The following is a 26,046-nucleotide window of genomic DNA, read 5'->3' as shown; positions in this document are numbered from 1 at the left end:
CTACTCCAGCCAGCCGCGCGACTGCGCGTCGGCGACGAACGCGCGCACTTCAGGACCGAGCCCAGTCGTGTTGAACGCCTGCTCCAGGTCGGCAATCAGCGCATTCATATCGCGCGTGCCGTCGCAACGCTTGAGAATCTCTCCCGCGCTCTGATTGAGCTTCACCATGCCCTCGGGATAGAGCAGCACGTGAGCGTTCTGAGCCGGCTCCCATTGCAGGCGAAAGAGCTTGCTGATCGTCAGACAATCGGCGGTTGGCGTGGCGCCGCCGGCGCGTGGCTGGTCGTTCATTGCGGGAAAGCCTTTTCGATCGAATCGAGCATGGTCCACAGGATGTCGAGCTTGAATTGCAGGATTTCTAGCGCGCGTTCCTGCTGCTCGCGCCGCGTGAAATGATCGAGCGTGACTTCGAGCCCGTGCTGCACGTCGCGCTGGGCAAGCGAAATGCGCGAGCGGAAATACGCAAGACCCGAAGGCTCGATCCATGGATAGTGTTCCGGCCAGCTAGCGAGCCGGTCGCGATGCACCTGAGGCGCGAACATTTCGGTAAGCGACGAGCAGACCGATTCCTGCCACGGTGCGCGGCGCGCGAAATTCACATAGGCGTCGACGGCGAAGCACACGCCGGGCGTCACCTGCTTCAACGACCACAGGTCGTCGCGCGACAGGCCGACTGCGTCGCCAAGACGCGCCCATGTTTCGATACCGCCTTCCTCGTCGCCATAGCCGTCGTGATCGAGAATACGCAGCACCCAGCGGCGGCGCGTTTCGCGATCCGGGCAGTTCGACAGCACGGCAGCATCCTTTAACGGAATATTGATCTGGTAATAGAAGCGATTGGCGACCCAGCCGCGAATCTGTTCGCGCGAGCAGCCGCCACTATTCATCTTGACGTTGAATGGATGATGGATGTGATACGCCGTGCCTTTCGCGCGCAACTGTGCTTCGAATTCCTCGCGGGTCCAGGCGGGCTGGCTGCCATCTGCGCTCGTCCCTTCACCCTGCTGCGGCGCCGTACCCAAGATGTCTTTTGCGTTCATGCCCTCTCCGTTTGTACTTTATCGCTGCGTTTTCAGACTCCAGCCTGGCTTCGCAGCCTCACGTCATATCTCGAACGTCATTCCGTCGTATGCCACTTCGATTCCGTGTTCAGTCAGGATGCGGCGCTCGGGGCCGTCCTCGACGAGAATCGGATTGGTGTTGTTGATGTGAATCAGCACCTTGCGGACGTGGCGTGCTTCGGGTGCCTCGAGTGAGTCCAGTACTTCGATCATGCCGCCCGGGCCGGACTGCTCCAGATGACCCATATCCGCAGCGGTTTTCTCCGAGAGACCGAGGCGGATCATTTCATCGCCGGTCCACAGCGTGCCGTCGACGAGCAGCAGATCCGCTTCACGCATCGCGGCGAGCACGTGCGCTTCGATCGCTCCGAGTCCGGGCGCGTAGAACACGCGTTTGCCGGTTTGCCGGTTCGTGAAGACGAGTCCGATGTTGTCGCCGCGCTCGGGCGCATGCCGATGCGGCGAGTAAGGCGGCGCCTTGCTCGACAGCGGCAATGCGTCGATCTGCACGCCGTCAAGGGCGGCAACGGCGAGCGGCGCGCCGTCGAGCGCGATGCGGCGATGCTCGACGCCGCAATAGTGCGAGAGGATCGGTGCGACCGGAAATCCGCTGCACAGGTCCTGCCATACCGCATCGGTTGCGTAGAGCGGCAGTGGCGTGTCGCGTTCGCGCAGCATCAGCGAGCCGGTGACGTGGTCGATCTGCGCGTCGATCACCAGCACCGCGGCAATCCCGCTATCGCGCGCGCGGCGTGCCGGCTGCAGCTCGGGGTTGGCGGCGATCTGCGCGAGCAGATCGGGTGACGCGTTGACCAGCAGCCAGTCCTCGCCGTTCGCACTCACCGCGATCGACGATTGCGTGCGGCGGGTCGCCTTTAACGTGCCGCGCCGCACGCCGTCGCAATTGCGGCAATTGCAGTTCCATTGCGGGAAACCGCCGCCCGCCGATGAGCCGAGTACCTTGATCTTCATGGTGCGCGCCGCATCATGGCAGCATCCTCGCGAGCAGGTTGTCGCGATCGATCCATTGATGCTTGAGCGCGCCCGCGACGTGCAGCACAATCAGTACGATCAGCGCATAGCCGATTGCCTTATGAAGACCGAAGAACAGTTCGCGCAAGCCCGCATCGTCCCAGCCCCACTGCGGCAGCGCGAGGCCCCAGAAGCGCGTCCCGAAGCGGTTGAACGACGAACCGAGATACCCGCACAGCGGCATCGCGACCATTGCGACGTATAAAAGGCCCTGCGTAGTGCGCGCGGCGGCGCGTTGCCACGGTCGCATCGGCGGCAAGGGCGGCCGGTGGAGGGCCACACGCGCCATGATGCGAAGAAGCACCAGCAGGAAAACCGTCAGTCCGACCGACTTGTGAAGGTTGAGGAGCGTCGCTTTGAGAGGCCAACCCTTTGGCAGTCCGACCATATAGAGTCCAAGCGCGAGCAGGCCGATGATGCCAAGTGCAATCAGCCAATGCAGTGCGATCATCGAGCCGGCATAGCGCGGCGCGGATGCGTCGGCGCCCGGCTGTGCGGGGGGAGAATGCGCCATCGTCATGCCTGTCTCCTTCGTTATCGGGTGTTTCTGTCGAACACTGTCTGACTGCGTGTCATGCGGGGCGTGCTTGCGGCGGCTAGCTCACGACCAGGATTTCGCCTCGTCCGTCGACCGCGAGATCGCCCGTATAGCGCGTCGGCAAACTCGCTGTGCGCCACTGCGAAAAGGGTGCGATCTCATCGGCGAGACTGCGCACGAGGAGTGCCCAGAACACGTCGAAACCGCGACCGCCCTCGGTAAACGTCGGCGGCAAGTGCGTGGGCCGCTGGGTGAGCAGGAGGGTGCCGCGCCTCATACCGTATGCATAATGCGCGCCCGCTTGACCGGCAATGCCAATAGTGCCCGCGACAAGCCGCGATGCGGCAAAATCTCCCGCGTTGCCGCCAACCAGCACGAGTCCGCGGCGCATGCGATCGGCGAGCCGCGCGCCCGCGTTGCCGTGAATCGTCAGCGTGCCGCCCGTCATGCCTTCCATGTCGCCGGCGAGGGCGCCGGCGGCGAAGTCGCCGCTATGCCCGGTCACCGTCAGACGGCCGCCGCGCATTTCGCAGCCGGTAAAGTGACCCGCATCGCCCTCGATGTGCAATACGCCGCCCGCCATCTGGAAACCACTGTAATCCCCGGTCGAGCCGTGCACGACGAGGTGGCCGTCCGCCATGCGCGCGCCGACGCGGTCGAGCCATGGCGCCGCGTTTTCGATCACCAGGGTAGCGCCGCTGTGCGGCGCAGCAGATTCAGCGGCGGCTTCACTGCGCGACACGTCGAACACATCGCCCACGTTACACCTGTCATTGCCCGCGGGTAGGACAATGCGCTCGATTTCCGCCGTGCTCATCGCCGCCAGCGTCGCCGGCAGCAAGGCGGACGCGTCGACGCGGAAGCCGGGTGGCGTTGTCACGCGCAGGGTGATGCGAAGACTCATGCGCGGCTCCCGTCGAAGTCCGCTGCGGCGCTCGCCGCGAGGCTGTGCAGATGGAAGTGGTAAGGTCCCAGCTTGCCGCCGTAGTTGCCCGCCGAAATGCGCAGCAGGCCCGCCGCACTTCCGAGCCTGACGGCTGCGCCAATACCCGCGCTCATCGCCGCGCCGACATCGGCGTCGGTAAGCCCGTCGATCACGATTTCGAGCACGCACCCGACTTCCGCGCCCAGTTCGCTGCGCGCGGAGAGACCCGTGAGGGTCGGACAGAAGGCGTCGTTGGTGGACGCGCTCGCGCCCTGGTATTTCGAGCCGACCTTCGATCCCGACCGGACCACGCCGCCCGGGAACGGCATGACCACGTTCGGCAGCCTGCGCATCGCCGCGACCGCGGCTTCGGCGGCGGCGAGTGCGGCGTCGATATCGCGCGCCAGCAGGATCAGGTTGCCGCCGCCCACGGCTTTGACGGTAAGCGCCGTCTCCTCGCAGACGAACTCGCCGTCCATCACCGGCACACGCCAGTAACGCGTGTCGCCGAGCATCTTCGATATCTGCCAGCCGTCGCCGAAAAAACGCAGCCCGCTGCCGAGCGATGCCCGATCGGAAAGCGGTGCGCGGCTCGTCTCGGGATCGATGCCGCCATACACGGCGGTGGTCGGACACGTGAGCACGCATTGTCCGACGCGCCGTTCGATCTGTTTGGCCAATTCCTTCGACGACACCGCGAACAGCAGCACCGTCACGCCAGGGCGGCCATCCGGCGTTTCTCCGGCGCTCAGCGTTCGTTCGACGCCGGCCTCGCAGCCGCAGCCGATCACCGAGGTCGCGAACCCTGTCAGCGAGATGGCGGCGTTCATCGCCCACGCCGGCGTGTGGGCGGTGATGACGAGCCGGGTCGCCTTCATCGGAAACGCTTCCGCGAAGGTGGCGTCGATCGTGGTGCCGTTGATCTGCAGGGTCGCCGGGGCGCTCATGGTATGTGGGCCATTGGGTCAGCCGTTGGCGAGACATTCGACGGGCAGCAGCCTGCCGCCGCGGCAGCAGTTGCAAACCTCGTCGTCGCTGATGGCAGCGTGCGCGAAGTTGCTCGCGAGGTTGGCGCCGCTATAGGCGCGCAGTGTCTTCTCGATGCCGCGGTCGAAGTCAGGCGAGACGAAATGGATGCCGCCCGTCGGCGTGGCGACCAGCGTGCCGTCGCAAGCGACGAGTTCGCCGTCCTTGAATACATAGGCCGGCGACGTGAACATGCGCTCGCGATCCGGGTCGTCGCGATAGACGGCGATGTCCGCCGCAGCGCCTGCGGCGAGATGGCCGCGGTCGCGCAGGCCGAGCAGGCGCGCCGGTCCTGCTCGCGTGATGATGGCAATTTCGTACAGCGAGAACTCGCGCGTCAGTTGTGCCAACGCGCTCGCCACCTGGGCGTCGGCATTAAGCTTTGCGAGCTGCTCATCGCGAAACGACTTATCCATCAGGAGACGGATCAGGTGCGGATAGCTCGTGAACGGGCCGCCGTTCGGATGATCCGTCGTCATCGCGACGCGCCACGGGTCGTCGACCAGCAGGAAGATCTCGAGGCCGATAATCCATTGCAATGCATTCACATAGCTCTGCTCACGATAGCGGAACGGCACCACGCCGCAGCCCGCGTCGCATTCGATGTCGCCGACCACCCACTTGTGCGGCCGCCCGAGCGGTGTGTTGCGGAACTGCATCATCGTGTCACCCGAGGCCGTAACGGTCTGTCCGAAGATGATCTGGCCGACGTCGATCGACACGTTCGGCCGTGCGTTCACCGCCTCTGCGATCTGCCGGGCGCCCGACGAGAATTTTTGCGGACCCTCAGTGCCATAGCTATGAAACTGGATATGCGTGAGATGGATCGGCAGACCGTCGGCGGCATCCATGGTGGCGATGGTCGAATCGATGTTGCCGGGCACGCCCAGATTGCTGGCGTGTACGTGGAGCGGGTGCGGTACGCGCAGCTCGGTCAACGCGCGCGACAGTGTGTGCAGCACATCGCGCGGCGTGATGCCGTAATGCACGTGCGGCTCGTCGACGTTCAGCGAGCGCTGGTTGAACTTGAACGCGGAGATGCCGCCAGGATTGACGACCTTCACGCCGAGCGCCTTGCTCGCGTGGATCGTCCAGCCGATGTAGTCGCGCAGACGCTCGAAATCGTCGCGGGCGGCGAGCATCTGCAGGAACAGCTCGTCGTTGCCGAGCATGACGTACGCGCCGTGATCGATGATCGGGGTGTCGCCCATCTCAAGGTGCGTATGACGCGCGTTGGAGGGCATCATGGCCGGCTCGAAGGCGGCCGTATAGCCCATCTCGGCGTAGCGGTAGCCGGTCGCGAGCGTGCCGGGCGTGCAGACTCCACATGACGGCAGCCTCAGGTAGCGGCCGTTTGCGTCCTGCACCGCGTCGTACGCGGGTTCGCGCACAGGATCGTTACGATGATCCTCGGGGAGCAGCAGGCGCGCGAGATTGGTCTTGCCGCCGCCGATATGCGAGTGCATGTCGATGCCGCCTGCCATCACGATCATGCCGGTGGCGTCATATTCGCGATCGGCCGGCATCGTGGCGGGCACGTCGACGATGCGGCCGTCGCGGATCGCCAGATCGCGGCGCTCGCCGTCGACGCCGTTGGCCGGGTCGAAGATCCTGCCGCCCTTGAGCCGGATGAGACTCATGGCTGCACCTGCGGGGCGGGCTGGGCATCGAGCTGCGCCGCCAGGCGCTCCGCGATCGTTGCCACCGAGGGCAGTCCAACGCTGCGTGCGCAGGCAAGCGGCATCACGACCGGGCCGTCGACGCGAAACAGATGACCGGCGCTATCGATCCCAGGTGTGGCGACCGGAATAAAGACGGTAGCGGCGCCGCGCGCTTTCGCGGCTTCGGCCAGAGCAGGATGGCCGAGCACGATCACAGGCACCGTTTGATCGAGCGCTTGCGGCCAGACCGGCGGCGCGAAGCTGGCGACCCACAGCAGCGCGTCGATCTCGCCGTTGGCGAGCAGCCGCCCGGTGCGATACCGGTACGGATCGTAGTCGAGCGGCGCCGTGCCGGCGGTCCGCGAGGGCGTCGAGACCCGCGTCCGCAACGGCAGACCCGAGAGCCACGCCACGGTCTGATTGACCGTCAAGGCGCCGTCGTCGCCGCCGAGCGCGAGACAGCCCGCGCGCACGGTGCGGTTGGCTGCCTTGACGATCCGGTTCAAGGCCTCGATGAGCAGGGCCGCGTGCGGACCGGGCAATGCGGCAGTCTCGTAGACCAGCACGGTGTAGTGCGCGGCGGCGATGCGTGCCTGCAGGCGGGCGAGTTCCGCTGCCGTGTCTACGGCGCTATCGTGCAGTGCACGAGCCTCGCGTCCTTCGCAAAGGGCGGACCAGAGCGCGAGCGTGTCAAAAGGATCGTTGTCCGGAAGAATCGCTTCGACTCGCGTATTCGCCAGGCCGGCCGCGGCGGGATCGGGAGGGCAGCCGACGAACACCAGCTCGCGTGTCTGTTCTGTGCCTGCCAGCGCGCGCGTGAAGAAGCGCGGATAGCGCTGCGACGGCTGGCAATTGAAAAACACCAGCAGGTCTGCACGCGAGCGCACCTCGGACAGCGTGGTGAAGAACGATCCGCGATCCTGCAACGCAAGCGTGGCCGCGCTCATCGCATCGCCGTGCCAATGATCGAGGATGGCGCCACAGCCCGCGGCCAGCGTGTACAGCGCACGGGTCCCGGCTACATCGGTGGTCAGCGAGCCGAATAAAGGGCGGCGTGCCGACGACAGGATGCGCGCCGCGCCAGCCAGCGCGGTATCGAGATCCGTATCGTGTCCGTCGACGCTGCTGCGGCACTGTGCATCCGCGCTGCTGTAGCAGGCGAGCGCCTGGGTGAGGCGCCGGCATTCGATATCCGGCACGGTGAGCGTGGCGTCGTCATGCGACTCGACTACGAGGTCGTCGCACAGCAGCGGGCAGAACGGGCAAGTCCAGTCGCGCGTTAGCGACGAGGCAGGAACGTGGGCCGTGGCCGATGGGGTCGTGGACGATGGATCGATGGGCGAGAGGTGCATGGCCGCACTTTTAGCAAGCTCCATGCCGATTTGAGTCCAGATGCCATAGCGAGGTGCGCGACGCATCGCGCGCCGCTTATGTGGCCTTGCGCTTAAAAGGATCGATACCGTCGCGATATGCGCGCTGCCCTGCACGCAATGTGTCGGCTGTGCAACGGGCGCGCCGCATTGCTCCGCACAGGTTGTGTGTCAATCTGGAGCAGAGTGTCACAAACGGCACCTTTAGCTTGCCGTTTGTTTACAGCCACGGCTTCTCCGGCGATTGGCATGAAAGTTGTATAGCACGCCTATGTTGATTCGACGAATGGCAGGCCTATACGGCGATCGTGCAGCGCAGACGCCACAAGCCATGCCGAAGCGCCGGTGCGGGCCGCCGCTGCCATGTCCTCGCGATGGCGAATGCCGCCCGCGCCGATCACGGCGGTATGCGTGGGAGCATGGGCACGGATACGTTCGAACGTGGCGAGGTCGGGACCGTCGTAGCTGCCTACCTGATCGAGCGTCATCGCGATCACCCTGCGGGGCCACCATGCCGAGGTGTGCCCGGCTGGGGTGAGCGAAGACGTAGCCGTGATCAGTTGACCGGCGCGGTGGTCGAGCGAAAGGATTGGAGAAAGCCTGGCGGCTTCAGCGGCGCGTAGTGCGTCGATGTCGAGCAACGACTCGCTGCCGAACACCGGCACGAGCGTCGCGAGACCGTGCGGAGCAGACGGACGCGTGCCGTCGAGGCTGTTGCGCCGGGTGGTTTCTTCGATACGCGCGAACAGCGCATGCATCGACGCATAGTCGGCATAGCCCGCGTCGAGCCAGATGTCAGTGCCGGGCAGGGCGGCACGTAGTGCAGCGAGCGTCTCGACGTGAGCGCCTTGCTGAAGGATCGCGCCGAGGTCGGCGATATAGAGCGTCCGTGCGCCGCTTGCAGCAAGCAGGGCGCGGGCGATGTGAAGCGGCTCGCTGGTAGCGGCAAGCGGTGAGTGGATCGGCTGATAGGCTGTCCGTTCGCCGCGCACCGCGCGTACCACGTGGCCGTCGAGCAGATCGAGAACCGGTATCACCTGCATGGGGGCGCGCTCCTTTGACCAAGATCTTTGTCTTCGAGTATCTCACCGGTGGCGGCATCGATCCGGCACATGCCGGCGCGGGAAGTCTGGCCGACCTGAGCGCGCTGATCGTCGAAGGCCGGGTGATGCGTGACGCACTGGTGAGCGACCTGCGGGAACTCGACGGAGTGGACGTGAGCTTCGCGAGTTCCCGTTTTGAAACCGTCGCATCGTCGCGCGTCCATTGTAGGGCCGCACAAGGCGAGTCGATGACCGCTTTTGTCGCGCGGGTAGCTCGCGAGCACGACTACGCGTGGATCATCGCGCCGGAGTGCGACGGTTTGCTGCTGCATCTGTACGACGCGGTGGGCGCCGCGCGCTGGCTTGGCTGTTCGAAAGAATCGATCCGCGTGGCGTCGAGCAAGAGCGCGACTGCGGCGTGCCTGATGGCGCACGGCATCGCCACGACGCCGGCTGTCGAACCTGGACAGCTCGCCGGACAGGCCGCCGGACAACCGGGCAGCCGTTGGGTCGTGAAACCGGACGACGGCGCGGGCGGTCTCGATACCTTCGTATTCGACAATTTTGCCGACGCCTGTGCCGAATACGACGCACGTGCCGCCGCCGCGCGCAATCCGGTGCTGCAGGCATGGGTCGACGGCGAGCCGCTCAGCCTCTCGCTGATCTGCCACGGCGACGGCGTTGAACTCGTCAGCATCAACCGGCAGCAAATCAGCCTGAGCGAAGGCGATGCGGCGCAGCAGCAACCGCACATCGTGGAATTCGATGGCGTGATGGTCAACCAGATCGACCTGGCTGGCGACCAGGGCCGCATGCTCGGCGCGCTCGCGCAGCGCGTGGCTCAGGCGCTGCCGGGGCTGCGCGGCTTCGTCGGCATCGACGTGGTGTGGCATGCGTCGCGCGGCCCGATTGTGATCGAGGTCAACCCGCGTCTGACGGTGGCGTATGCCGGGCTGTCCGAGGCGCTCGGCGGCAACCTCGCGCACGCCCTGCTTGCTGCCCACGGCGTGCGTATCGTGGGGTCCGGTCCGGCGGCGCGCAACTGTGGCGCACCGCCCGCCTGCGGAGCGCAGCGATGAGCGCCGGGTTCGGCGCCGATGCAAGCGTCGCTACGGCGGATGGCGCGGCCGTATTCGGCTGGGATGTCGGCGGCGCGCACGTGAAGGTGTCGATGGCCGATGCCGCGGGCGCGGTGCTCGATGTCGCGCAGTGGGCTTGTCCGCTATGGCAGGGCCTCGACCATCTCGAGCGAACCATCGACCTTGTCTTCGAGCGCTGGCCGGCCGCCCGGACTGACGCCGCGCTGCACGCGGTGACGATGACCGGGGAGATGGTCGACCTCTTCGAGGACCGCGCGCATGGCGTGCAGGCCATCGCTGCTGCGCTCGCGCAGCGGCTCGGGCCGCGCTTGCGTTTCTACGCGGGCGACGCCGGCTGGCTCACGCCGCAGTCCTGCGCGGACGGTTGGCGCAGTGTCGCCTCGGCGAACTGGCTGGCCACCGCGAGCTGGATCGCGTCGCGCGTACCCGATGCGCTGCTGATCGACATTGGCAGTACCACCACCGACATCATTCCGATCGCCGGCGGTGGCGTCGTCGCGCGTGCTGCGACGGATGCCGGGCGGCTCGCCACCGGCGAACTCGTGTACCAGGGCGTGGTGCGCACGCCTTTGTGCGGCCTCGCCCAGCGCATCGAGTTCGCTGGGGAGACCGTCAACGTGATGAACGAATGGTTTGCGACCACGGCGGACGTTTACCGCCTCACGGGCGAACTGGCGCCGCACTACGACCTGTATCCGAGCGCCGACCAGGGACCGAAGACGGAAGCAGCCAGCCGCACGCGGCTCGCGCGGATGATTGGCCGGGACGCCCATGAAGCGGGTTCCGGCGAATGGCGCGGGTTCGCGCTGCGTTGGCGCGAACTGCAGTTGCGCGAGATCGGCGCCAATCTGGCGCGCGTGACGGCGGCTCACCCTGAGCTCGCCGCCGCACCGCTGGTCGGCGCAGGGTGTGGACGCTTTCTCGCGGCGGCGCTGGCCAGTATGGAAGCCAGTGAAGCGCCACGCGCGTACATCGATTTCGGCACGCTGGCGGGTGTGCCGGCGAACCGGTCGGACTGGGCCGCAACGTGCGCGCCGAGTGTGGCGATAGCGCTGCTTGCGGCGACTCGCCACTGGGACGCCGGTGATGCCAGCCGCAGCGGAGCAGCGCGGGCGGCCTTGAGCAGTTGAAGGGAAACGAGCGGAAACGCGCGGAAGAGGACAACGATCATGTGGGTGGTCAAGATCGGGGGCAGCCTGAGTCACGATCCGATGCTTCGCAAGTGGCTCGTCGAGCTATGTGAGGTGGGGGGCGGGCGCGTCGTCATCGTGCCCGGTGGCGGCGATTTCGCGGACAAGGTGCGGCAATACCAGAGCGAGTGGCGCTTCGACGATCTCGCCGCGCACAACATGTGTCTGCTTGCCATGACGCAATACGCGATTCTCATGCAAGGGATCTTGCCTGAACTCGTGCTCGCCTCGAGTGAGGCGAAGATCCGCCGCGCGCTGCGCGACGGCCGCGTGGCAGTGTGGGTGCCGACCTCGCTGATGCGCGACACGCCGGACGCGATGAGCAATTGGGACACCACCTCCGACAGCCTCGCCGCATGGCTCTCGACCATGCTCAACGCCGAGCGGTTGATCGTGGTGAAGTCATGCGCCATCTCGGAGAACGAGCGGCTCGAGACGCTGGCGGCCACGGGCGTAGTCGACCGCCGTTTCGTCGATCATGTGATCGAGGCCAATTACGTGGTCGAGATGTTCAACAAGGACAATGTCGCGCTGATGCGCGACCGGCTGCTGAACATCCCGGTGATCTAGTATTCGTGCCTATTGCTGCGCGGTCTTTTGCGGCATCCTGGGTGCGAGGCAACGGCTTGCGGGCAATCAGGTGCATTAAAGACGTGCCGCGCCGGAGGCCTGGGTGTTCGCCGCGGCGAGCGCGCCGCTTGTCTCTCCAGCAGGACGGTGCAGTGCGGTGGCCCATTGCGCCACGCGTTGCGGATCGAGTCGCGAGCGCCTTCCATCGACGCATAGTGCCGTGCGAAAACCCGCCACGTCCGGCGCGAGCGCCCGGATCTGCTCGAACTGCGCCCAGCCGAGCGAGCCGGCGATGCCGCTCATCGCGCCGCGCTCGCGCGTGAGCCGCAGCCATTGCGCGAGCGAATCGCCATCCACGTAATCGAACAGTGTGCGGCCGTCCTTGCCGGCGGTGTCGAACATCACGCCGACAAAACCGAGCGTGGCCGTATAGGCGACCAGTTCGCTTTCCATGCCGCTGTCACACAGCAGCACCGGCACGACCGCAGCCGGCAGATTGGCCAGTTGTTCGAGACAGCGTCGTGCAGACGGACCGGGCGCCACACCCACTTTCACGTAGTCGATGCCTGCGTCGCTGACTTCGATAACACGGGTGGCGATTTCATCGAGCGCGTCCGCCGGCACGTCGCCAATCGTTGCGCTAATCGGCTTGACTGGATAGCAGGCGCGAAGCTGGCGGACGATATGCGTGATGTCGCCGATCGACAGGCCGCCGAGCGCGCCCGCGTTCGGCTCCTTCAGGTCGATCAGTTCGGCGCCGGCACGAGCGGCGTCCAATGCTTCGTCGTCCGAGCGGACGCTCGCGAGCAATGCGGTCATCGATATTCTCCGAAAAGGCGGGACAGACTAGTGCGCTATGAGTTCGGCGGCTGAACCGCCGGAAGATTCGAGGCTCTCGCGATGCCGCGCGATCGCGGCGGTGAGCCACCCCCAGGCGGTGAGTTCGGCATCGCCGGCGGTTTTGTCGATGGCGATCTGCAGGTAGGCCATTTCGCGGTCCACCTTGTCGGCCGGCAGCATGAAAAGCCGGCTCACGAGAATCGCGCCTTCTACCACCGCGGCCTGGGCGCGGTTAAAACCGGTGAACGGCGCATGGTTTTCGCGGTGCACGCATTTCATGCGCAGCACCGGGCGCTCCCTGTCGTCGCGCAGTTCGTCGAGTTCGAGTTCAGCGTGCGCCAGCGACCCGGCGAGCCTGATGCTCGCCACACAGCTGGCGGCGACGGTGGGCCAGTCGCACGCGCAATGCGTGACGCAGCCGGCGAAGATACGGACGTCGGTGGTGAAGTTCAGCACTGCAGCCCGCGACGCGACGATATTGTCGAGCGTGACCGACGGGCGAAACGGCGAGAGGATGACGAAGTCGTCCTCGTAACGGGCCCCCATGGGCGCGATATGAGGACGGCCATCGCACGCTGCTGTGGTGACGATCGTTTCGTGGATCATGGATGGGAACGCGTGTCCTGGCAGCGCCGAAAAGCCGGCCGGTTAGTCAGGGATTACCGCAAATCCGCCGAAGGGCCGCGTGTCGCGGCCCGGGCGGGCTTAACGCGTAGCGACGTACATCGTGATTTCGTAACCAAGACGTATATCGGTGTAGCTCGGAGTCGTCCATTGCATACGTGTTTCCTCCATGTGTTGTACAGCGTTGTGCCGTCGGCCCGGCGTGATGCCGGACTTCATTGGCGTTGGTGACTACGCAAGCTCCATGCCGGGTTTTCGATGACCTGGCACAAGCGACTTGTGGGCGCGCCGCAATGCAGCGTTTGCCGAATTGCGCCGGTGCGACCACGGTGTGCGCAGTACGATGCGCTCGCGCCGCGCACTGTTCCGGGAATGCAGCAAAGTGTTCCATGCCGGGCAGCACGGCTCTGTTCTCCTGTCACCCGGTGCTCGCCGATCCCATGCAGATCATTCTCCATCGATCGTTCGCGCATGTGTTGAAAAATCGCTTCGCGTTGTGCAATCGATAACGGATCGGTTAAGTCTGCCAAATGAAATCGTGAATTCTCAGTGACTGCGTTCCTGCATACAGTGCAAACAAGCGCTCCGTTCTTCCGGCAGCGCACCTGTTCACCTTCGAGGATATGTCATGAACGATTTCAGTCAACCGGTCATTGATTCCATACACAAGCCGCGCGACGCGCAGAAACCTCGCGAACGGTACGCCGCGGGCGTCATGAAGTATCGCGAGATGGGCTACTGGCAGCCGGATTACACGCCGAAAGATACCGACATCATCGCGCTCTTTCGCATCACGCCGCAGCCCGGTGTCGATCCGGAGGAGGCGGCGGCGGCCGTGGCCGGCGAATCGTCGACGGCAACCTGGACCGTGGTGTGGACCGATCGCCTGACCGCATGCGACATGTACCGTGCGAAAGCCTACCGCGTCGATCCCGTGCCTGGCGCAAACGCCGGCGAGCCGCAGTATTTCGCGTACATCGCCTATGAACTGGATCTGTTCGAAGAGGGTTCGGTCGCCAACCTGACCGCCTCGATCATCGGCAATGTGTTCGGCTTCAAACCGCTCAAGGCGCTGCGTCTCGAAGACATGCGCATACCTGTTGCTTATCTGAAGACCTTCCAGGGGCCGCCGACGGGAATCGTCGTCGAGCGCGAGCGGCTCGACAAGTACGGCCGGCCCTTGCTTGGCGCGACCGTCAAGCCGAAGCTCGGTTTGTCGGGCAAGAATTATGGCCGGGTCGTATACGAAGGATTGCGCGGCGGCCTCGATTTTCTGAAGGACGACGAAAACATCAACTCGCAGGCCTTCATGCACTGGCGCGACCGTTTTCTGTTTTCAATGGAGGCGGTGAATCGCGCGCAGGCGGAAACGGGTGAAGTCAAAGGCCACTACCTGAACGTGACGGCCGGCACGATGGAGGACATGTATGAGCGCGCCGAATTCGCGAAGCAACTGGGTTCCTGCATCGTCATGATCGATCTCGTGGTCGGCTGGACGGCGATTCAATCGATGGGGCGCTGGGCGCGCCGCAACGACATGATTCTGCATCTGCATCGCGCGGGTCACAGTACCTATACGCGGCAGCGCAATCACGGCATCTCGTTTCGCGTGATCGCGAAGTGGCTGCGCATGGCGGGCGTCGATCATGCGCATGCGGGCACCGCGGTCGGCAAGCTCGAAGGTGATCCGCTGTCGGTGCAGGGGTATTACAACGTGTGCCGCGAGGCGCACAACGAGGTCGATCTGTCACGCGGGATTTTCTTCGACCAGCCGTGGGCGGGTTTGCGCAAGGTGATGCCGGTGGCCTCGGGCGGCATTCATGCAGGGCAGATGCATCAACTGCTGGACCTGTTCGGCGACGACGCGATCCTGCAGTTCGGCGGCGGCACGATCGGTCATCCGGCCGGTATCCAGGCGGGCGCGGTAGCGAATCGCGTTGCGCTCGAAACGATGGTGAAGGCGCGCAACGAGGGTCGCGACATCGTGCACGAAGGGCCGGAGATTCTCGAAGCGGCGGCGCGCTGGTGCACGCCGCTCAAGCAGGCGCTCGATACGTGGCGGGATGTGACGTTCAACTACGCGTCGACCGACACGCCGGATTTCGCCGCCACGCCGACAGCGGCCTGAGCGGCGGCTATCCAGAGCGGGTAGCGGGTATTCAAGGTTTCTCAATGCGGTCCGGTAGCAGTGCAGCCGCACTGCGCGGAAAACCGTTGGCGCCGTTTCCGATCGATGCATTCATCAGCGAGGTACGTCATGCGCATTACACAGGGTACGTTTTCCTTCTTGCCGGAACTGACCGACGAGGAGATCAGCTTGCAGATCGACTACGCGCTGGGCCAGGGCTGGGCCTGTTCGGTCGAGTACACCGACGATCCGCATCCGCGCAACACCTATTGGGAAATGTGGGGCCTGCCGATGTTCGATCTGCACGATGCGGCCGGCGTGTTGCAGGAAGTGAAGGCGTGCCGCGCGGCGCGGCCGCAGCACTACATCAAGATCAACGCCTTCGATTCGGTGCGCGGCTTCGAGACGATGCGTCTGTCGTTCATCGTCAACCGCCCGGACGAGGAGCCGGGCTTTCGCCTCACGCGCCAGGACGGGGTGGGACGTGTGCAGCGTTACGGGCTGTCCGGCTATGCGGGCGACCGGCCCTCGGGTGAGCGATATGTACCGGGGCGCTAGAAGATGAACTGCGCCCAGGTGCCCAATGTCGATCTCGCCGCGCTCTATCGCGACTCCGGCATCGGCGACGTGCTGGCCGAACTCGATCGCGATCTGGTCGGGCTCGCCCCGGTGAAGACCCGCATTCGCGAGGTCGCGGCCCATCTGCTCGTCGAGCGGGCCCGCGCTTCGCTCGGCCTAGCAGGCGGCGCGCCGACCCTGCATATGTGCTTCTCCGGCAATCCCGGCACCGGCAAGACCACGGTCGCGCTACGCATGGCCGAAGTGCTGCACCGGCTGGGTTACATTCGCCGCAATCATCTGGTTTCGGTGACGCGTGACGACCTGGTCGGTCAGTACATCGGCCATACCGCGCCGAAAACGCGCGAGGTGTTGAAGCGCGCGATGGGCGGCGTGCTGTTCATCGACGAAGCGTATTACCTGTATCGCCCGGAAAACGAACGCGACTATGGTCAGGAGGCGATCGAGATCCTGCTGCAAACCATGGAAAACCAGCGTGACGATCTCGTCGTGATTCTCGCTGGCTACGCGGCGCGCATGGAAGTGTTCTTCGAGAGCAATCCGGGCTTCCGTTCGCGGATTGCGCATCACATCACGTTTCCCGACTACGACGACGCGGAACTGCTCGACATCGCCGAGCGGATGCTCGCGACGATGCATTACCGCTTCGACGCCGACGCGCGCCGCGCTTTCGCGGACTATCTCGCGCTGCGCACCCGCCAGCCGAATTTTGCTAACGCCCGTTCGGTGCGCAATGCGCTCGACCGTTCGCGGCTGCGTCAGGCCAATCGCCTGTTCGCCACGGCGATGCGGGACGGCGCGGCCATCGACGCCGCCGCGCTCACCCTGATTGCGGCCGCCGACATTCGCGGGAGCCGTGTGTTCGCCGAAACGCCCGCGGCAAACGACGGGGTGCCTGCGTCCTCTCATGCGACGCGCGCCGTGCTGGCGCCGCCAGGCTAAACGAAAACCATCCCTCAGGAGATCGCCATGCAAGACGGACGTACGACCCTCTCGAAGTTCCTGATCGACACGCTCGACCGCCAGCCTGGAGCGCAGAACGCGGGCCTTTCGGCGCTCCTGATCGACGTGGCCGCGGCGATCAAGTCGATCTCCGCGATGCTCACCAAAGGCGCGCTTGGCGGCCACTACGGCTCCGCGCATAGCGTCAACACGCACGGCGAGGAGCAGAAGAAGCTCGATGTCGCGACCAACGAGATCTTCGTGCAGCAATGCGAATGGGACGGACTGCTCGCGGCGATGGCGTCCGAGGAAATGGAGGCGGTCTACCCGATTCCGCCGGGCTATCCGCGCGGCGACTATCTGCTTGCCTTCGATCCGCTCGACGGTTCGTCGAATATCGACATCAACGGCGTGGTGGGATCGATCTTTTCGGTGCTGCGCAATGAAAACCCGGCGGATTCGCAGGCGCAGGTGGGCGAGTCCGCGTTTCTGCAGCCGGGCCGCGAGCAGGTCGCAGCGGGCTACGCCGTCTACGGGCCTTCGACGATGCTCGTGCTCTCGGTCGGCAACGGCACGCATGGCTTTACGCTGGAGCGCGACATCGGCAACTTCGTGCTCACGCATTCGAACATTCGCATTCCAGAAGACACGGTTGAATTCGCCATCAATGCGTCGAACGAACGCTTCTGGGAACCGCCGGTGCGCCGCTACGTACAGGAGTGCAAGGACGGACGCAGCGGTTGCCGTGCAAGCGACTTCAATATGCGCTGGATCGCATCGATGGTTGCCGAGGTGCATCGCATCCTGATGCGCGGCGGCGTGTTCATGTACCCGCGCGACTCGAAAATACCGGCCATGGAAGGGCGCTTGCGGCTGCTGTATGAAGCCAACCCGATGAGCTTCCTGATCGAACAGGCCGGCGGTCTTTCGATCACCGGGCGCGAACGTATTCTCGACGTCGTGCCGCGCACGCTGCATGGACGCGTGCCGGTGATCCTCGGTTCGAAGAACGAGGTGGAGCGCATCGAACGCTATCACGGTGAATACGACCGGGGCGAGGATCGACCCTTCACGTCACCGCTCTTTAGCCGGCGCTCGCTGTTTCTGCCCGGCTTCACGGCTTAAATCATCCGGAGACAAACGCATGTCAAGCAAACACCCGATCGTCGCGGTGACCGGTTCGAGCGGCGCCGGCACCACGACTGTGATGAAGAGCTTTACCCATATTTTCCGGCGCGAAAAGATCAACGCGCAGATCGTCGAAGGCGACGCTTTTCATCGTTATGACCGCAACGGCATGCGCGAAGCCATGAAACAGCACGAGCGGGATGGCGCGCCGAACTTCAGCCATTTCGGGCCGCAAGCGAATCTGCTCGAAGAACTCGAGGCGCTCTTCGCCCGTTATGGAGAAAGCGGCACCGGGAAGTTGCGCCACTATGTGCACGACGAGCCCGAAACGCGGCTCTACAAGCAGGACGCCGGAACCTTCACGCCATGGGAGGAGGTGACGCCGGACACCGATCTGATGTTCTATGAAGGCCTGCACGGGGCGGCGGTGACGGACAGCATCGACATCGCGCGGCATGCGGATCTGCTGATCGGCGTCGTGCCGATCATCAATCTCGAATGGATCCAGAAACTGCATCGTGACCAGACCATGCGCGGCTACTCGCATGAGGCCGTGGTCGATACGATCCTGCGGCGCATGCCTGACTACGTCAACTATATCTGTCCTCAGTTCTCACGCACGCATGTGAACTTCCAGCGCGTGCCGACCGTGGACACGTCGAATCCGTTTACCGCCCGCGAGATTCCGCAGCCGGACGAGAGCTTCGTCGTGATCCGTTTCGCGCGGCCGAAGGGGATCGACTTCCAGTATCTGCTGACGATGCTGCACGACTCGTTCATGTCGCGGCCGAATGTGATCGTGGTGCCAGGCGGCAAGATGGGCCTCGCGATGCAGCTGATTTTCACACCGATGATTCTGCAACTGATCGACCGGCGCTCGCGCGCCTGAGGCGCCGCGCTGCATGGTGGGTTGATTTCGTGCAAGGAGAGCTTCGATGAGTACCGTCGCAAAATCCATCGCAACATCGGCAGCACCCGTAACACCTGCAGCCGCGGCGACCCGCCTGATGGCCGACGCGCTGCGCATGCTCGCGATCGATGCGGTCGAAGCGGCTAGATCGGGTCATCCGGGCATGCCGCTCGGCATGGCCGAGATCGCCGTCGCGCTGTGGGATCGCCATCTGAAACACAGTCCGCGCAATCCTGCGTGGCCCGATCGCGACCGCTTTGTGCTGTCGAACGGGCATGGCTCGATGCTGTTGTACGGACTGCTGCATCTCACCGGCTACGACCTGCCGATCGACGAACTCAGGCGCTTCAGGCAATTGCACAGCAAAACGCCGGGGCATCCTGAAGTGGGCGTCACCCCCGGCGTGGAAACGACCACGGGGCCGCTCGGGCAGGGACTGGCCAATGCGGTTGGCATGGCGCTCGCCGAGGCGCTGCTCGCGCGTGAATTCAACCGGGCCGGCCATGCGGTCGTGGATCACCGCACCTACGTTTTTGCCGGAGACGGCTGCCTGATGGAAGGCATCTCGCACGAGGCGGCCTCGCTCGCCGGTACGTTGAAGCTCGACAAGCTCACGGTGCTGTACGACGACAACGGCATCTCGATCGACGGCCACGTCGCGCAGTGGTTCAGCGACGACACGCCGGCGCGTTTTGCGGCCTACGGCTGGCACGTCGAGCGTGACGTGGATGGACACGACGTCGAGGCGGTCGATCGGGCATTGTGTGCTGCGCGCACGGCGGGCCGGCCGACGCTGATCTGCTGCAAGACGGTGATCGGCAAAGGGTCGCCATCGAAAGCAGGGACGCACGATGTGCACGGCGCGCCGCTCGGTGCCAATGAAGCCGCGAACACGCGACGCGCGCTCGGCTGGGAGCATCCGCCGTTTGCGATGCCGGCCGAGGTCCATGCGCTCTGGAACGCCGGCGAGCGGGGCGCCACTGCTGAAAGCGACTGGACGAAGCGATTCGAAGCCTATCGTAAGCACTATCCGCATGAAGCCGCTGAGTTCGAGCGCAGGGCGCAAGGCACGCTGCCCGCGCAGTGGCACGATGCGGTCCGCGCGATGTTGCGCGACGCAGACGGCGCCGCGGAGTCGATTGCGACACGCAAGGCCTCGCAGCAGGCGATCACCGCGCTCGCCCGGACGTTGCCGGAATTGCTGGGCGGCTCGGCGGACCTGACCGGCTCGAATCTGACCAACTGGAAAGGAGCGGTCGACGTCCACGCGGACGATAGCGGCCTGCAAGGGGGCAACTATCTGCACTACGGCGTGCGCGAGTTCGGCATGAGCGCGGTCATGAACGGCATCGCGCTGCATCGTGGCTATATCCCGTTCGGCGGCACCTTCCTCACGTTTTCCGATTATTCGCGCAACGCGTTGCGTATGGCTGCGTTGATGAAGCTCCGTTCGATCTTTGTGTTCACGCACGACTCGATCGGCCTCGGCGAAGATGGGCCGACGCATCAGTCGGTGGAACATGCGGCGAGTCTGAGGCTGATTCCGGGGCTCGACGTCTGGCGCCCGTGCGACACCGTCGAAACTGCGCAGGCGTGGGCCTGTGCAGCGGAGCGCGGCGGACCGTCATGCCTGCTGCTGAGCCGCCAGAATCTGCCGTTCGCCGCGCGCAGCGGCGAGCAGATCGAGGCGGTCGCGCGGGGTGGGTATGTCTTGCGCGACTGGGCGGATGCGTCGGCGCAAAGTCGCGTTGTCCTGCTCGCCACCGGCTCGGAAGTGTCCCTTGCGCTCGACGCCATCGCACCGCTGGCCGAAGCCGGTATCGCCGCGCGCGTCGTGTCGATGCCGTCCACCAGCGTGTTCGACCGCCAGTCCGGCGCTTGGCGCGACGCGGTCCTGCCGCCAGGCGTGCCGCGCATTGCGGTCGAGGCGGGGGTTCGCGCGTTCTGGCGGCAATACGTGGGCCTCGAAGGCGGAGTTGTGGGCATCGATACGTTCGGCGAGTCCGCACCCGCTGCCGCGCTGTTCAAGCATTTCAATCTGACCGTGCAGGCGGTGGTGGATGAAGCCATCCGCGTCGTGCAATGCGCGCAACTGGCGCCATCGACATGAACAGGCGCCCACGCGGCGAGCTGATCCGATTCGATTCGACTTCGAGGAGTTTGCAATGGCCTTCATCGCACTGCGGCAACTATTGGACCACGCGGCCGAGCACGGCTACGGCGTGCCCGCGTTCAACGTCAACAATATGGAGCAGATCCAGGCGATCATGCGGGCCGCCGAGGCGACCGCGAGCCCGGTGATCCTGCAGGCGTCGGCGGGCGCCCGCAAGTATGCGGGTGAACCGTACCTGCGTCATCTGGTGCTCGCCGCGCTCGAGGCGCATCCGGATATCCCGCTCGTGCTGCACCAGGATCATGGTGCGAGCCCGGCGGTGTGTCAGCAGGCGATCCGCTCGGGCTTTACGTCGGTGATGATGGACGGCTCCCTGTTGCCGGACCAGAAGACGCCCGCTGCCTACGAGTACAACGTCGACGTGAGCCGCCGGGTTGTCGAGGCGGCGCATGCGGTGGGTGTATCTGTCGAAGGTGAGCTGGGTTGTCTCGGTTCGCTCGAAACCGGCGCGGCGGGCGAAGAGGACGGCGTCGGCGCCGAGGGGCAACTCTCGCGCGACGAGCTGCTCACCGATCCGCGCGAGGCACAGTTTTTCGTGGAGGCGACCAGCGTCGACGCGTTGGCGATTGCGATCGGCACCTCGCATGGCGCCTATAAATTCAGCCGTGAACCAACAGGCGACATTCTTGCCATCGACCGGATCGTCGAGATTCACGAGCGGATTCCGAACACTCACCTCGTGATGCACGGCTCGTCGTCGGTGCCGCAGGAGTGGCTCGCGGTGATCCGCGAATACGGCGGCGAGATTCCCACGACGTACGGGGTGCCCGTCGAAGAAATTCAGCGCGGCATTGCGCATGGTGTGCGCAAGGTCAATATCGATACCGACATCCGGCTCGCGATGAGCGGCGCAATGCGCAAGTCGCTGGCCAATGCCCGCTCGGAGTTCGATCCGCGCGCCGCGTTGAAGGCGGCGACGGCGGCCGCGAGCGCGCTTTGCATCGAACGTTTCGAGGCGTTCGGATGTGCGGGCCAGGCCTCGCGCATCAAGCCGCTGCCGCTCGATGCGATGGCGCGCCGCTACCACCAGGTGTGCAGCAGGCCACCGGCGCATGGGCAGTGAAGCGATGAATCGGCGCGGCTGGGTTAGCCCTCAGCGCTTTTTCATCGTCTCGCCTGGCGCTTGCCACGCCATGAGATCCTGTTCAGGCCGGTCGACCGCGCAGCCCCAGTCGAGCGGCTGATCCTGATCGAAGCGCTTGCCGAGCCGCCAGGCGATCTCGGCGCGGGCGAGCTGGACGCCCATATAGAAGGCGTGGCCGCCGTCGGTTTCGAGATTCAGGTCGGGGTAGAGCGCGAACGGGTCGCCCGCCTGGCGATGTCCGTCGCGGTTGTAAACGTGAATGCCGTCCGCGCTGACCTGGACGCGAAAGTTGGGGTCCCGCACCTCGCGCGCAACCTCGGCGATTTCGGCGGTGCTATACGGAAAAGGGCGTTTGGCGTGAACCGTCGCGAGATCGCTGTTGATGCCCTTAGGCAGCACCTGTGCTTCGCGGGCGGCGTACATCACCCTGCGCGCGACATCGGCTTCGCGGACCGCGCGCCGTGCGTGCAGGCTGACAGACGTGGTGAGCACTGCGCTCACACGTAGCTCCGCTGCCATGCCAAGCAGCACCGCGTTGATGCCGCTCGTATCGGCCTCGGTCAGTTCAGTCACGTTGCCGATGCCCATCATGATGCCGATATCCGGGTAGCGTTCGCGCAACCGGACATAACGCGCAATCGATGCGGCGAGACCGAACGGAATCGGATCGAGAATGGGGTCGGCGAGAAACGCGCGGCCGCGTGCGGCGAGTCGCTCGATCGCGGCATCGAGCGAGGCCGGATCTGCCGGCTCGCGGGCGACGAGGATCGGCGTGGACGGCACCTCGTCAGCAATCCAGAGCGTGTCGAGGTTCAGGCTCATCAGATAATCCGCGCCCGCGCGGCCGCCACGCAGCAGTTCGTCGCTGCGCATCGAATCGACGCTCACGCGATACCCCTGAGCTTTAAGCAGGCGCACCGCGTCTTCGAGATGCGGAAACGGCGTTTCGGGCAGGCAACCGATGTCGATCACATCGGCACCTTGCGCGACGTACTCGCGCGCACGTACGGCGATGCCATCCAGATCGAGCCGCGGCGCATCGACGATCTCGGCGAAGATACTGGTCTCGTAACGCGTCAGATCGAACGGTTGCGCCTCGCGGCCGAAGAATTGCGGTAAATCCTTGACCTCTTCCGGACCTCGCTCGAACCGCACGCCGTAGTGCCCGCTCAGCGCAGCGAGGTCGCCACGGCAACGCCCGGGCACGATGACCCGTTGCGCCACGAGCGGGACGGGAATGCGGCGGCGAATCAGGTCGGCCGTCATGAGCGCTGCGACCTGCAGGCCGATTTCGCGGATTTCCCAACTGAACGGAGTCGGCGCCATGCTTTCGAGCGTGTGAATCAGGCTCTTTTCGGCGAGCCGGCCAGTCAGGAAGACGATATGGTCCATGTCAATGCACGGCCGGGCAGCGATCGCAGGGAGCGTGGGGGCTGTTCATATAGTCACGCGCGACAGGCGCTCACCGAGCGCCGCTTTCAGTTCATCCAGCGAGCGCACGAGTGTCGTGTATTCGAAGCGCGACAGGCGCTCAACGTTGTCGAGTTCGATCGCCCGCGGACGCAGTTCGACCCATTCGTTCGGGCTTTGCGTCACTACGGTCGGCTCCGTGTCGCATGCAAAGACAATGCCCGGAATGCACTGCTTGCCCGCCTGCGCGTACATGTTGGTCGGTAGCGTGTCGGAGATGCCGAATGCGCATTTGGCCACGGTGTTGCTGGTGGCCGGCGCGATCACCACCGTGTGGTACATGCCGTGGTAGAGCATACCGACCGGCACGCCGCTCGCACTATTGTCGCGAAACACGCGGAAGTGCTTGCGCAGCTTCGGCAGGGGCCAGCCATAGAGCGGCAAGACTTCCTCCGCGGCTGCGGAGAGGAAGAGATCGACGCGCGGCAGTTCGAGCGCGAGCGCGATCGACTCGTCGAGCAGATGGCCTGAGCCTGTTACGCACCAGGCGAAGCGCGCATCGGGCTTGAACTCGGCGAGACGACGAGCGGGCGTCTGGGTCATGCGTCGTCGATGGGCGGCGACTCTTTGGAGAACGAATCGTCGGACGGCATCTCGTCGGCCGGCTCGCCGGCGATTGCCGAGCCGTCGTGCGACAGACGGATATGCAGCCGGCGCATCTTCCGGTACAACGTGTTGCGGCTGATGCCAAGCGCCTTGGCGACGTTGCTGACGTTCCAGCGGTGCTCGTCGAGCAGCGTCAGAACGGTCCCGCGTTCGTTCAACTGGATGGCGTTGAGCGCGGAAAGATCCACTTCGTCGTCCGGATGCGGGTCGACGTCCGGCACCGCCGCACGCAAAGCTGCCACCGGCCCGTTTTCCGGCATACGTTGGGTGATTTCGCCAGGCAGGTCCTGGCAGCGGATGGGTTGTCCGTCGCAAAGCGCGATGGCCATCTGCAATACGTGACGCAACTGGCGGATATTGCCGGGCCATGCATACGTCAGCAACGCCTGCTCGGCTTCCGGGGTCAGCTCGGGCGGATCGTTGTTCGTTTCTTTTTCGAGCAGATGATGGATCAGCGCGAGCTTGTCGACCCGTTCGCTGAGTGGCGGCAGATTCAGTTCAACACCCTTGAGCCGGTAATACAGATCCTCGCGAAACTGTCCGCCGTGCACGAGTTCGAGCAGATTGCGGTGACTGGCGCTGATGAGCTGGAAATCGACCTTGATGGTCGTTTCGGCGCCGAGCGGCGTGACCTCGTGTTCCTCGATCACGCGCAGCAGGCGCGCCTGCAACGCGAGCGGCATGTCGCCGATTTCATCGAGGAAGAGCGTGCCGCTATTGGCCTGCACGATTTTGCCACGCCGTCCTTCGCGCTGCGCACCGGTAAACGCGCCCGCCCGATAGCCGAACAGTTCGCTTTCGATCAGATTTTCGGGCAGCGACGCGCAATTCACCGGCACGAACGGACCGGATGCGTGCGGGCTGATGCTATGCAGCGCTTGCGCGAAGACTTCCTTGCCGGTACCCGTCTGCCCTCTGAGGATGATCGGAATCTTGCGCTGGACCACTCGCGCCGCGAGCTGGATTTGCGAGGCCATGCGCGGATCGCCGAATTCCAGGTGCGCGATCTGGTCGAGCCGGGCCGGCGCCGGCCGCTTCTCGGGCGCGTTGGCACGCGTCACGGGCGCTGTCCCCGCCACTCGCACGCCACGTTCGGCGCTGCTTTGCGGCGTCTGCGCGACGAGAAAGAAGCGGTTGGTCGCGTTAGCGCTGTACACGGTGACCGGATGGAACGACCCGCGGATGCTGCGCGCGATCATGTCCTCGAGCGAAGCATTGAACGCTTCCTCGATGCGCCGGCCGCGCAGTTCGCGCAGCGAGCGGAAGCCGAGCTGGAACAGCGCGCTGCGGTTTGCGGCGAGCACCGTGCTGTCGTCCGCCACCGCCAGTTTGCCGCCGTGCAGCGTACCGACGAATTCCGGGCGGCTGTGAAAATGGATCATGTTCGCGTGCCGGTAACGCGCATCCAGCAGACGGTTTTCGATCATCTGCCGCGACATGCCGACCAGCACCAGAGAATGCTGCTGCAGCAGCTTCGAGCGGCTCGTCACATCCAGCACACCGGCAATTTCGCCGCTGTCGTCGAAAATCGGCGCGGCGGAGCAGGTGAGCGACGTATAGCGCGGATAGAAATGCTCGTGCTGGCAGACGGCGATGCAGTCGCGTTCGGCGAGGCACGTGCCCATGCCGTTCGTGCCGGCCTCGCGTTCGCTCCATAGAGCGCCGACGCGAAAGCCGTCTGCGGCGACCGCTTCGGCGAAAGGCACCGACGAAACCTGATGGACGATCATGCCGCCGGCATCGACCAGCACCACCGCAAGTTCGGGATCGGCCAGTTGCTGGTAAAGCGTGGTCATTTCGAGCTTCGAGCAGGCGATCAGATCGCCCATTGCCTCGCGGCGCGAACTGAGTTCGTAGTCGGTCAGGACAGGGGGCACGACAAAACGGGAAGGGTCGAGCTGGAATTCGTTCATGCAGCGCGCCCATGATTGAGCGACGGGGTCGCTCGTCGGGCGGGTCGCCAATTGATGATTGACGACGTTCAAAACTTCACGGACGTGCATGGTGCTGTCAGTGAGCAACGACATGGGGTTTGTCTCCGTTGCG

Annotated in this window: 25 protein-coding genes; 10 read left to right on the top strand and 15 right to left on the bottom strand. The window is 64.8% G+C overall.

What is annotated here, in order from left to right; translation table 11 throughout:
- From pqqD to BUS06_RS13460, 9 genes are all read right to left on the bottom strand, one after another.
- Positions 1-291 carry a pyrroloquinoline quinone biosynthesis peptide chaperone PqqD gene (gene pqqD / locus BUS06_RS13500; protein ID WP_074264714.1) on the bottom strand — a complete coding sequence of 97 codons (291 nt, stop codon included), beginning with the start codon at positions 289-291 and terminating at the stop codon, positions 1-3.
- Positions 288-1,040 carry a pyrroloquinoline-quinone synthase PqqC gene (gene pqqC, locus BUS06_RS13495; protein WP_143787515.1) on the bottom strand — a complete coding sequence of 251 codons (753 nt, stop codon included), beginning with the start codon at positions 1,038-1,040 and terminating at the stop codon, positions 288-290. The genes pqqD and pqqC overlap by 4 nt, the downstream gene beginning before the upstream one ends.
- Positions 1,041-1,103: 63 nt before the next feature.
- Entirely contained in the window at positions 1,104-2,033 is a 930-nt protein-coding gene (pqqB, locus tag BUS06_RS13490; protein WP_074264713.1) for a pyrroloquinoline quinone biosynthesis protein PqqB, read from the bottom strand.
- A gap of 13 nt (positions 2,034-2,046) precedes the next feature.
- A complete protein-coding gene (locus tag BUS06_RS13485; protein ID WP_074264712.1) occupies positions 2,047-2,613 on the bottom strand; it encodes a cytochrome b in 567 nt (188 codons plus the stop codon).
- A gap of 76 nt (positions 2,614-2,689) precedes the next feature.
- A complete protein-coding gene (locus BUS06_RS13480) occupies positions 2,690-3,535 on the bottom strand; it encodes a formylmethanofuran dehydrogenase subunit C (RefSeq protein ID WP_074264711.1) in 846 nt (281 codons plus the stop codon).
- A complete protein-coding gene (gene fhcD, locus BUS06_RS13475) occupies positions 3,532-4,503 on the bottom strand; it encodes a formylmethanofuran--tetrahydromethanopterin N-formyltransferase (protein ID WP_074264710.1) in 972 nt (323 codons plus the stop codon). Before fhcD ends, BUS06_RS13480 begins: the two co-directional genes overlap by 4 nt.
- 18 nt (positions 4,504-4,521) lie before the next feature.
- Complete coding sequence (locus BUS06_RS13470; RefSeq protein ID WP_074264709.1) at positions 4,522-6,222, bottom strand: formylmethanofuran dehydrogenase subunit A; 1,701 nt, start codon at positions 6,220-6,222, stop codon at positions 4,522-4,524.
- Positions 6,219-7,595, bottom strand: a complete 1,377-nt coding sequence (locus BUS06_RS13465) for a molybdopterin-binding domain-containing protein (RefSeq protein ID WP_074264708.1) — start codon at positions 7,593-7,595, stop codon at positions 6,219-6,221. The genes BUS06_RS13470 and BUS06_RS13465 overlap by 4 nt, the downstream gene beginning before the upstream one ends.
- A 287-nt stretch (positions 7,596-7,882) precedes the next feature.
- On the bottom strand, positions 7,883-8,656 hold the full coding sequence (locus tag BUS06_RS13460; protein ID WP_074264707.1) for a HisA/HisF-related TIM barrel protein: 774 nt from the start codon (positions 8,654-8,656) through the stop codon (positions 7,883-7,885).
- 14 nt (positions 8,657-8,670) lie between these two features.
- Here BUS06_RS13460 and BUS06_RS13455 point away from each other — a divergent pair, with 14 nt between their 5' ends.
- Genes BUS06_RS13455 through BUS06_RS13445 form a run of 3 tightly spaced genes read left to right on the top strand, consistent with a single transcriptional unit; the run spans position 8,671 to position 11,516 of the window.
- Positions 8,671-9,735 (top strand): ATP-grasp domain-containing protein, encoded by a 1,065-nt coding sequence (locus tag BUS06_RS13455; RefSeq protein WP_074264706.1) that lies wholly within the window; start codon positions 8,671-8,673, stop codon positions 9,733-9,735.
- Positions 9,732-10,886, top strand: coding sequence for a hydantoinase/oxoprolinase family protein (locus BUS06_RS13450; RefSeq protein ID WP_074264705.1), 1,155 nt, complete (start codon positions 9,732-9,734; stop codon positions 10,884-10,886). The genes BUS06_RS13455 and BUS06_RS13450 overlap by 4 nt, the downstream gene beginning before the upstream one ends.
- Positions 10,887-10,925: 39 nt before the next feature.
- A complete protein-coding gene (locus BUS06_RS13445) occupies positions 10,926-11,516 on the top strand; it encodes an amino acid kinase family protein (protein WP_074264704.1) in 591 nt (196 codons plus the stop codon).
- A 75-nt stretch (positions 11,517-11,591) separates the two neighbouring features.
- Here BUS06_RS13445 and BUS06_RS13440 read toward each other — a convergent pair whose 3' ends face one another.
- The 3 genes from BUS06_RS13440 to pqqA form a co-directional block, all read right to left on the bottom strand.
- Positions 11,592-12,335 carry a (5-formylfuran-3-yl)methyl phosphate synthase gene (locus tag BUS06_RS13440; RefSeq protein WP_074264703.1) on the bottom strand — a complete coding sequence of 248 codons (744 nt, stop codon included), beginning with the start codon at positions 12,333-12,335 and terminating at the stop codon, positions 11,592-11,594.
- A 27-nt stretch (positions 12,336-12,362) separates the two neighbouring features.
- Positions 12,363-12,962, bottom strand: coding sequence for a DUF447 domain-containing protein (locus BUS06_RS13435; protein ID WP_074264702.1), 600 nt, complete (start codon positions 12,960-12,962; stop codon positions 12,363-12,365).
- 99 nt (positions 12,963-13,061) lie between these two features.
- Positions 13,062-13,136 carry a pyrroloquinoline quinone precursor peptide PqqA gene (pqqA, locus tag BUS06_RS37430; RefSeq protein ID WP_143787599.1) on the bottom strand — a complete coding sequence of 25 codons (75 nt, stop codon included), beginning with the start codon at positions 13,134-13,136 and terminating at the stop codon, positions 13,062-13,064.
- A gap of 472 nt (positions 13,137-13,608) precedes the next feature.
- Between pqqA and BUS06_RS13425 the strand changes: the two genes are divergently transcribed.
- The 7 genes from BUS06_RS13425 to fba all read left to right on the top strand — a co-directional run bounded on the left by BUS06_RS13425 (position 13,609) and on the right by fba (position 21,903).
- Positions 13,609-15,108 (top strand): form I ribulose bisphosphate carboxylase large subunit, encoded by a 1,500-nt coding sequence (locus tag BUS06_RS13425; RefSeq protein WP_074264700.1) that lies wholly within the window; start codon positions 13,609-13,611, stop codon positions 15,106-15,108.
- A gap of 129 nt (positions 15,109-15,237) precedes the next feature.
- Positions 15,238-15,666: a ribulose bisphosphate carboxylase small subunit gene (locus BUS06_RS13420; RefSeq protein WP_074264699.1), complete on the top strand. Its 429-nt coding sequence runs from the start codon at positions 15,238-15,240 to the stop codon at positions 15,664-15,666.
- A 3-nt stretch (positions 15,667-15,669) separates the two neighbouring features.
- Positions 15,670-16,629, top strand: coding sequence for a CbbX protein (cbbX, locus tag BUS06_RS13415; RefSeq protein WP_074264698.1), 960 nt, complete (start codon positions 15,670-15,672; stop codon positions 16,627-16,629).
- Between the two features lie 27 nt (positions 16,630-16,656).
- Positions 16,657-17,754 (top strand): class 1 fructose-bisphosphatase, encoded by a 1,098-nt coding sequence (locus BUS06_RS13410; RefSeq protein ID WP_074264697.1) that lies wholly within the window; start codon positions 16,657-16,659, stop codon positions 17,752-17,754.
- A 19-nt stretch (positions 17,755-17,773) separates the two neighbouring features.
- Positions 17,774-18,646, top strand: a complete 873-nt coding sequence (locus tag BUS06_RS13405) for a phosphoribulokinase (RefSeq protein ID WP_074264696.1) — start codon at positions 17,774-17,776, stop codon at positions 18,644-18,646.
- 46 nt (positions 18,647-18,692) lie between these two features.
- On the top strand, positions 18,693-20,777 hold the full coding sequence (gene tkt / locus BUS06_RS13400; protein ID WP_074264695.1) for a transketolase: 2,085 nt from the start codon (positions 18,693-18,695) through the stop codon (positions 20,775-20,777).
- A gap of 55 nt (positions 20,778-20,832) precedes the next feature.
- On the top strand, positions 20,833-21,903 hold the full coding sequence (gene fba, locus BUS06_RS13395; protein WP_074266083.1) for a class II fructose-bisphosphate aldolase: 1,071 nt from the start codon (positions 20,833-20,835) through the stop codon (positions 21,901-21,903).
- A gap of 30 nt (positions 21,904-21,933) precedes the next feature.
- On the opposite strand, the gene BUS06_RS13390 is transcribed toward fba, so the two are convergent.
- From BUS06_RS13390 to BUS06_RS13380, 3 genes are read right to left on the bottom strand one after another with little or no spacing between them, the layout of a single operon-like run.
- The gene (locus BUS06_RS13390; RefSeq protein WP_074264694.1) at positions 21,934-23,316 is read right to left on the bottom strand and encodes a DUF6513 domain-containing protein; all 1,383 of its coding nucleotides are present in this window, start codon (positions 23,314-23,316) and stop codon (positions 21,934-21,936) included.
- A gap of 45 nt (positions 23,317-23,361) precedes the next feature.
- Positions 23,362-23,937, bottom strand: coding sequence for a flavoprotein (locus tag BUS06_RS13385; protein ID WP_074264693.1), 576 nt, complete (start codon positions 23,935-23,937; stop codon positions 23,362-23,364).
- Positions 23,934-26,027 (bottom strand): sigma-54-dependent Fis family transcriptional regulator, encoded by a 2,094-nt coding sequence (locus tag BUS06_RS13380; protein ID WP_074264692.1) that lies wholly within the window; start codon positions 26,025-26,027, stop codon positions 23,934-23,936. Before BUS06_RS13380 ends, BUS06_RS13385 begins: the two co-directional genes overlap by 4 nt.
- Between the last annotated feature and the right edge of the window lie 19 nt (positions 26,028-26,046).

Source organism: Paraburkholderia phenazinium (genome assembly GCF_900141745.1).
Lineage (GTDB): Bacteria > Pseudomonadota > Gammaproteobacteria > Burkholderiales > Burkholderiaceae > Paraburkholderia > Paraburkholderia phenazinium_B.
The sequence above is the reverse complement of the archived record's forward strand: the minus strand, read 5'-3'. Positions and strand labels throughout refer to the sequence as shown.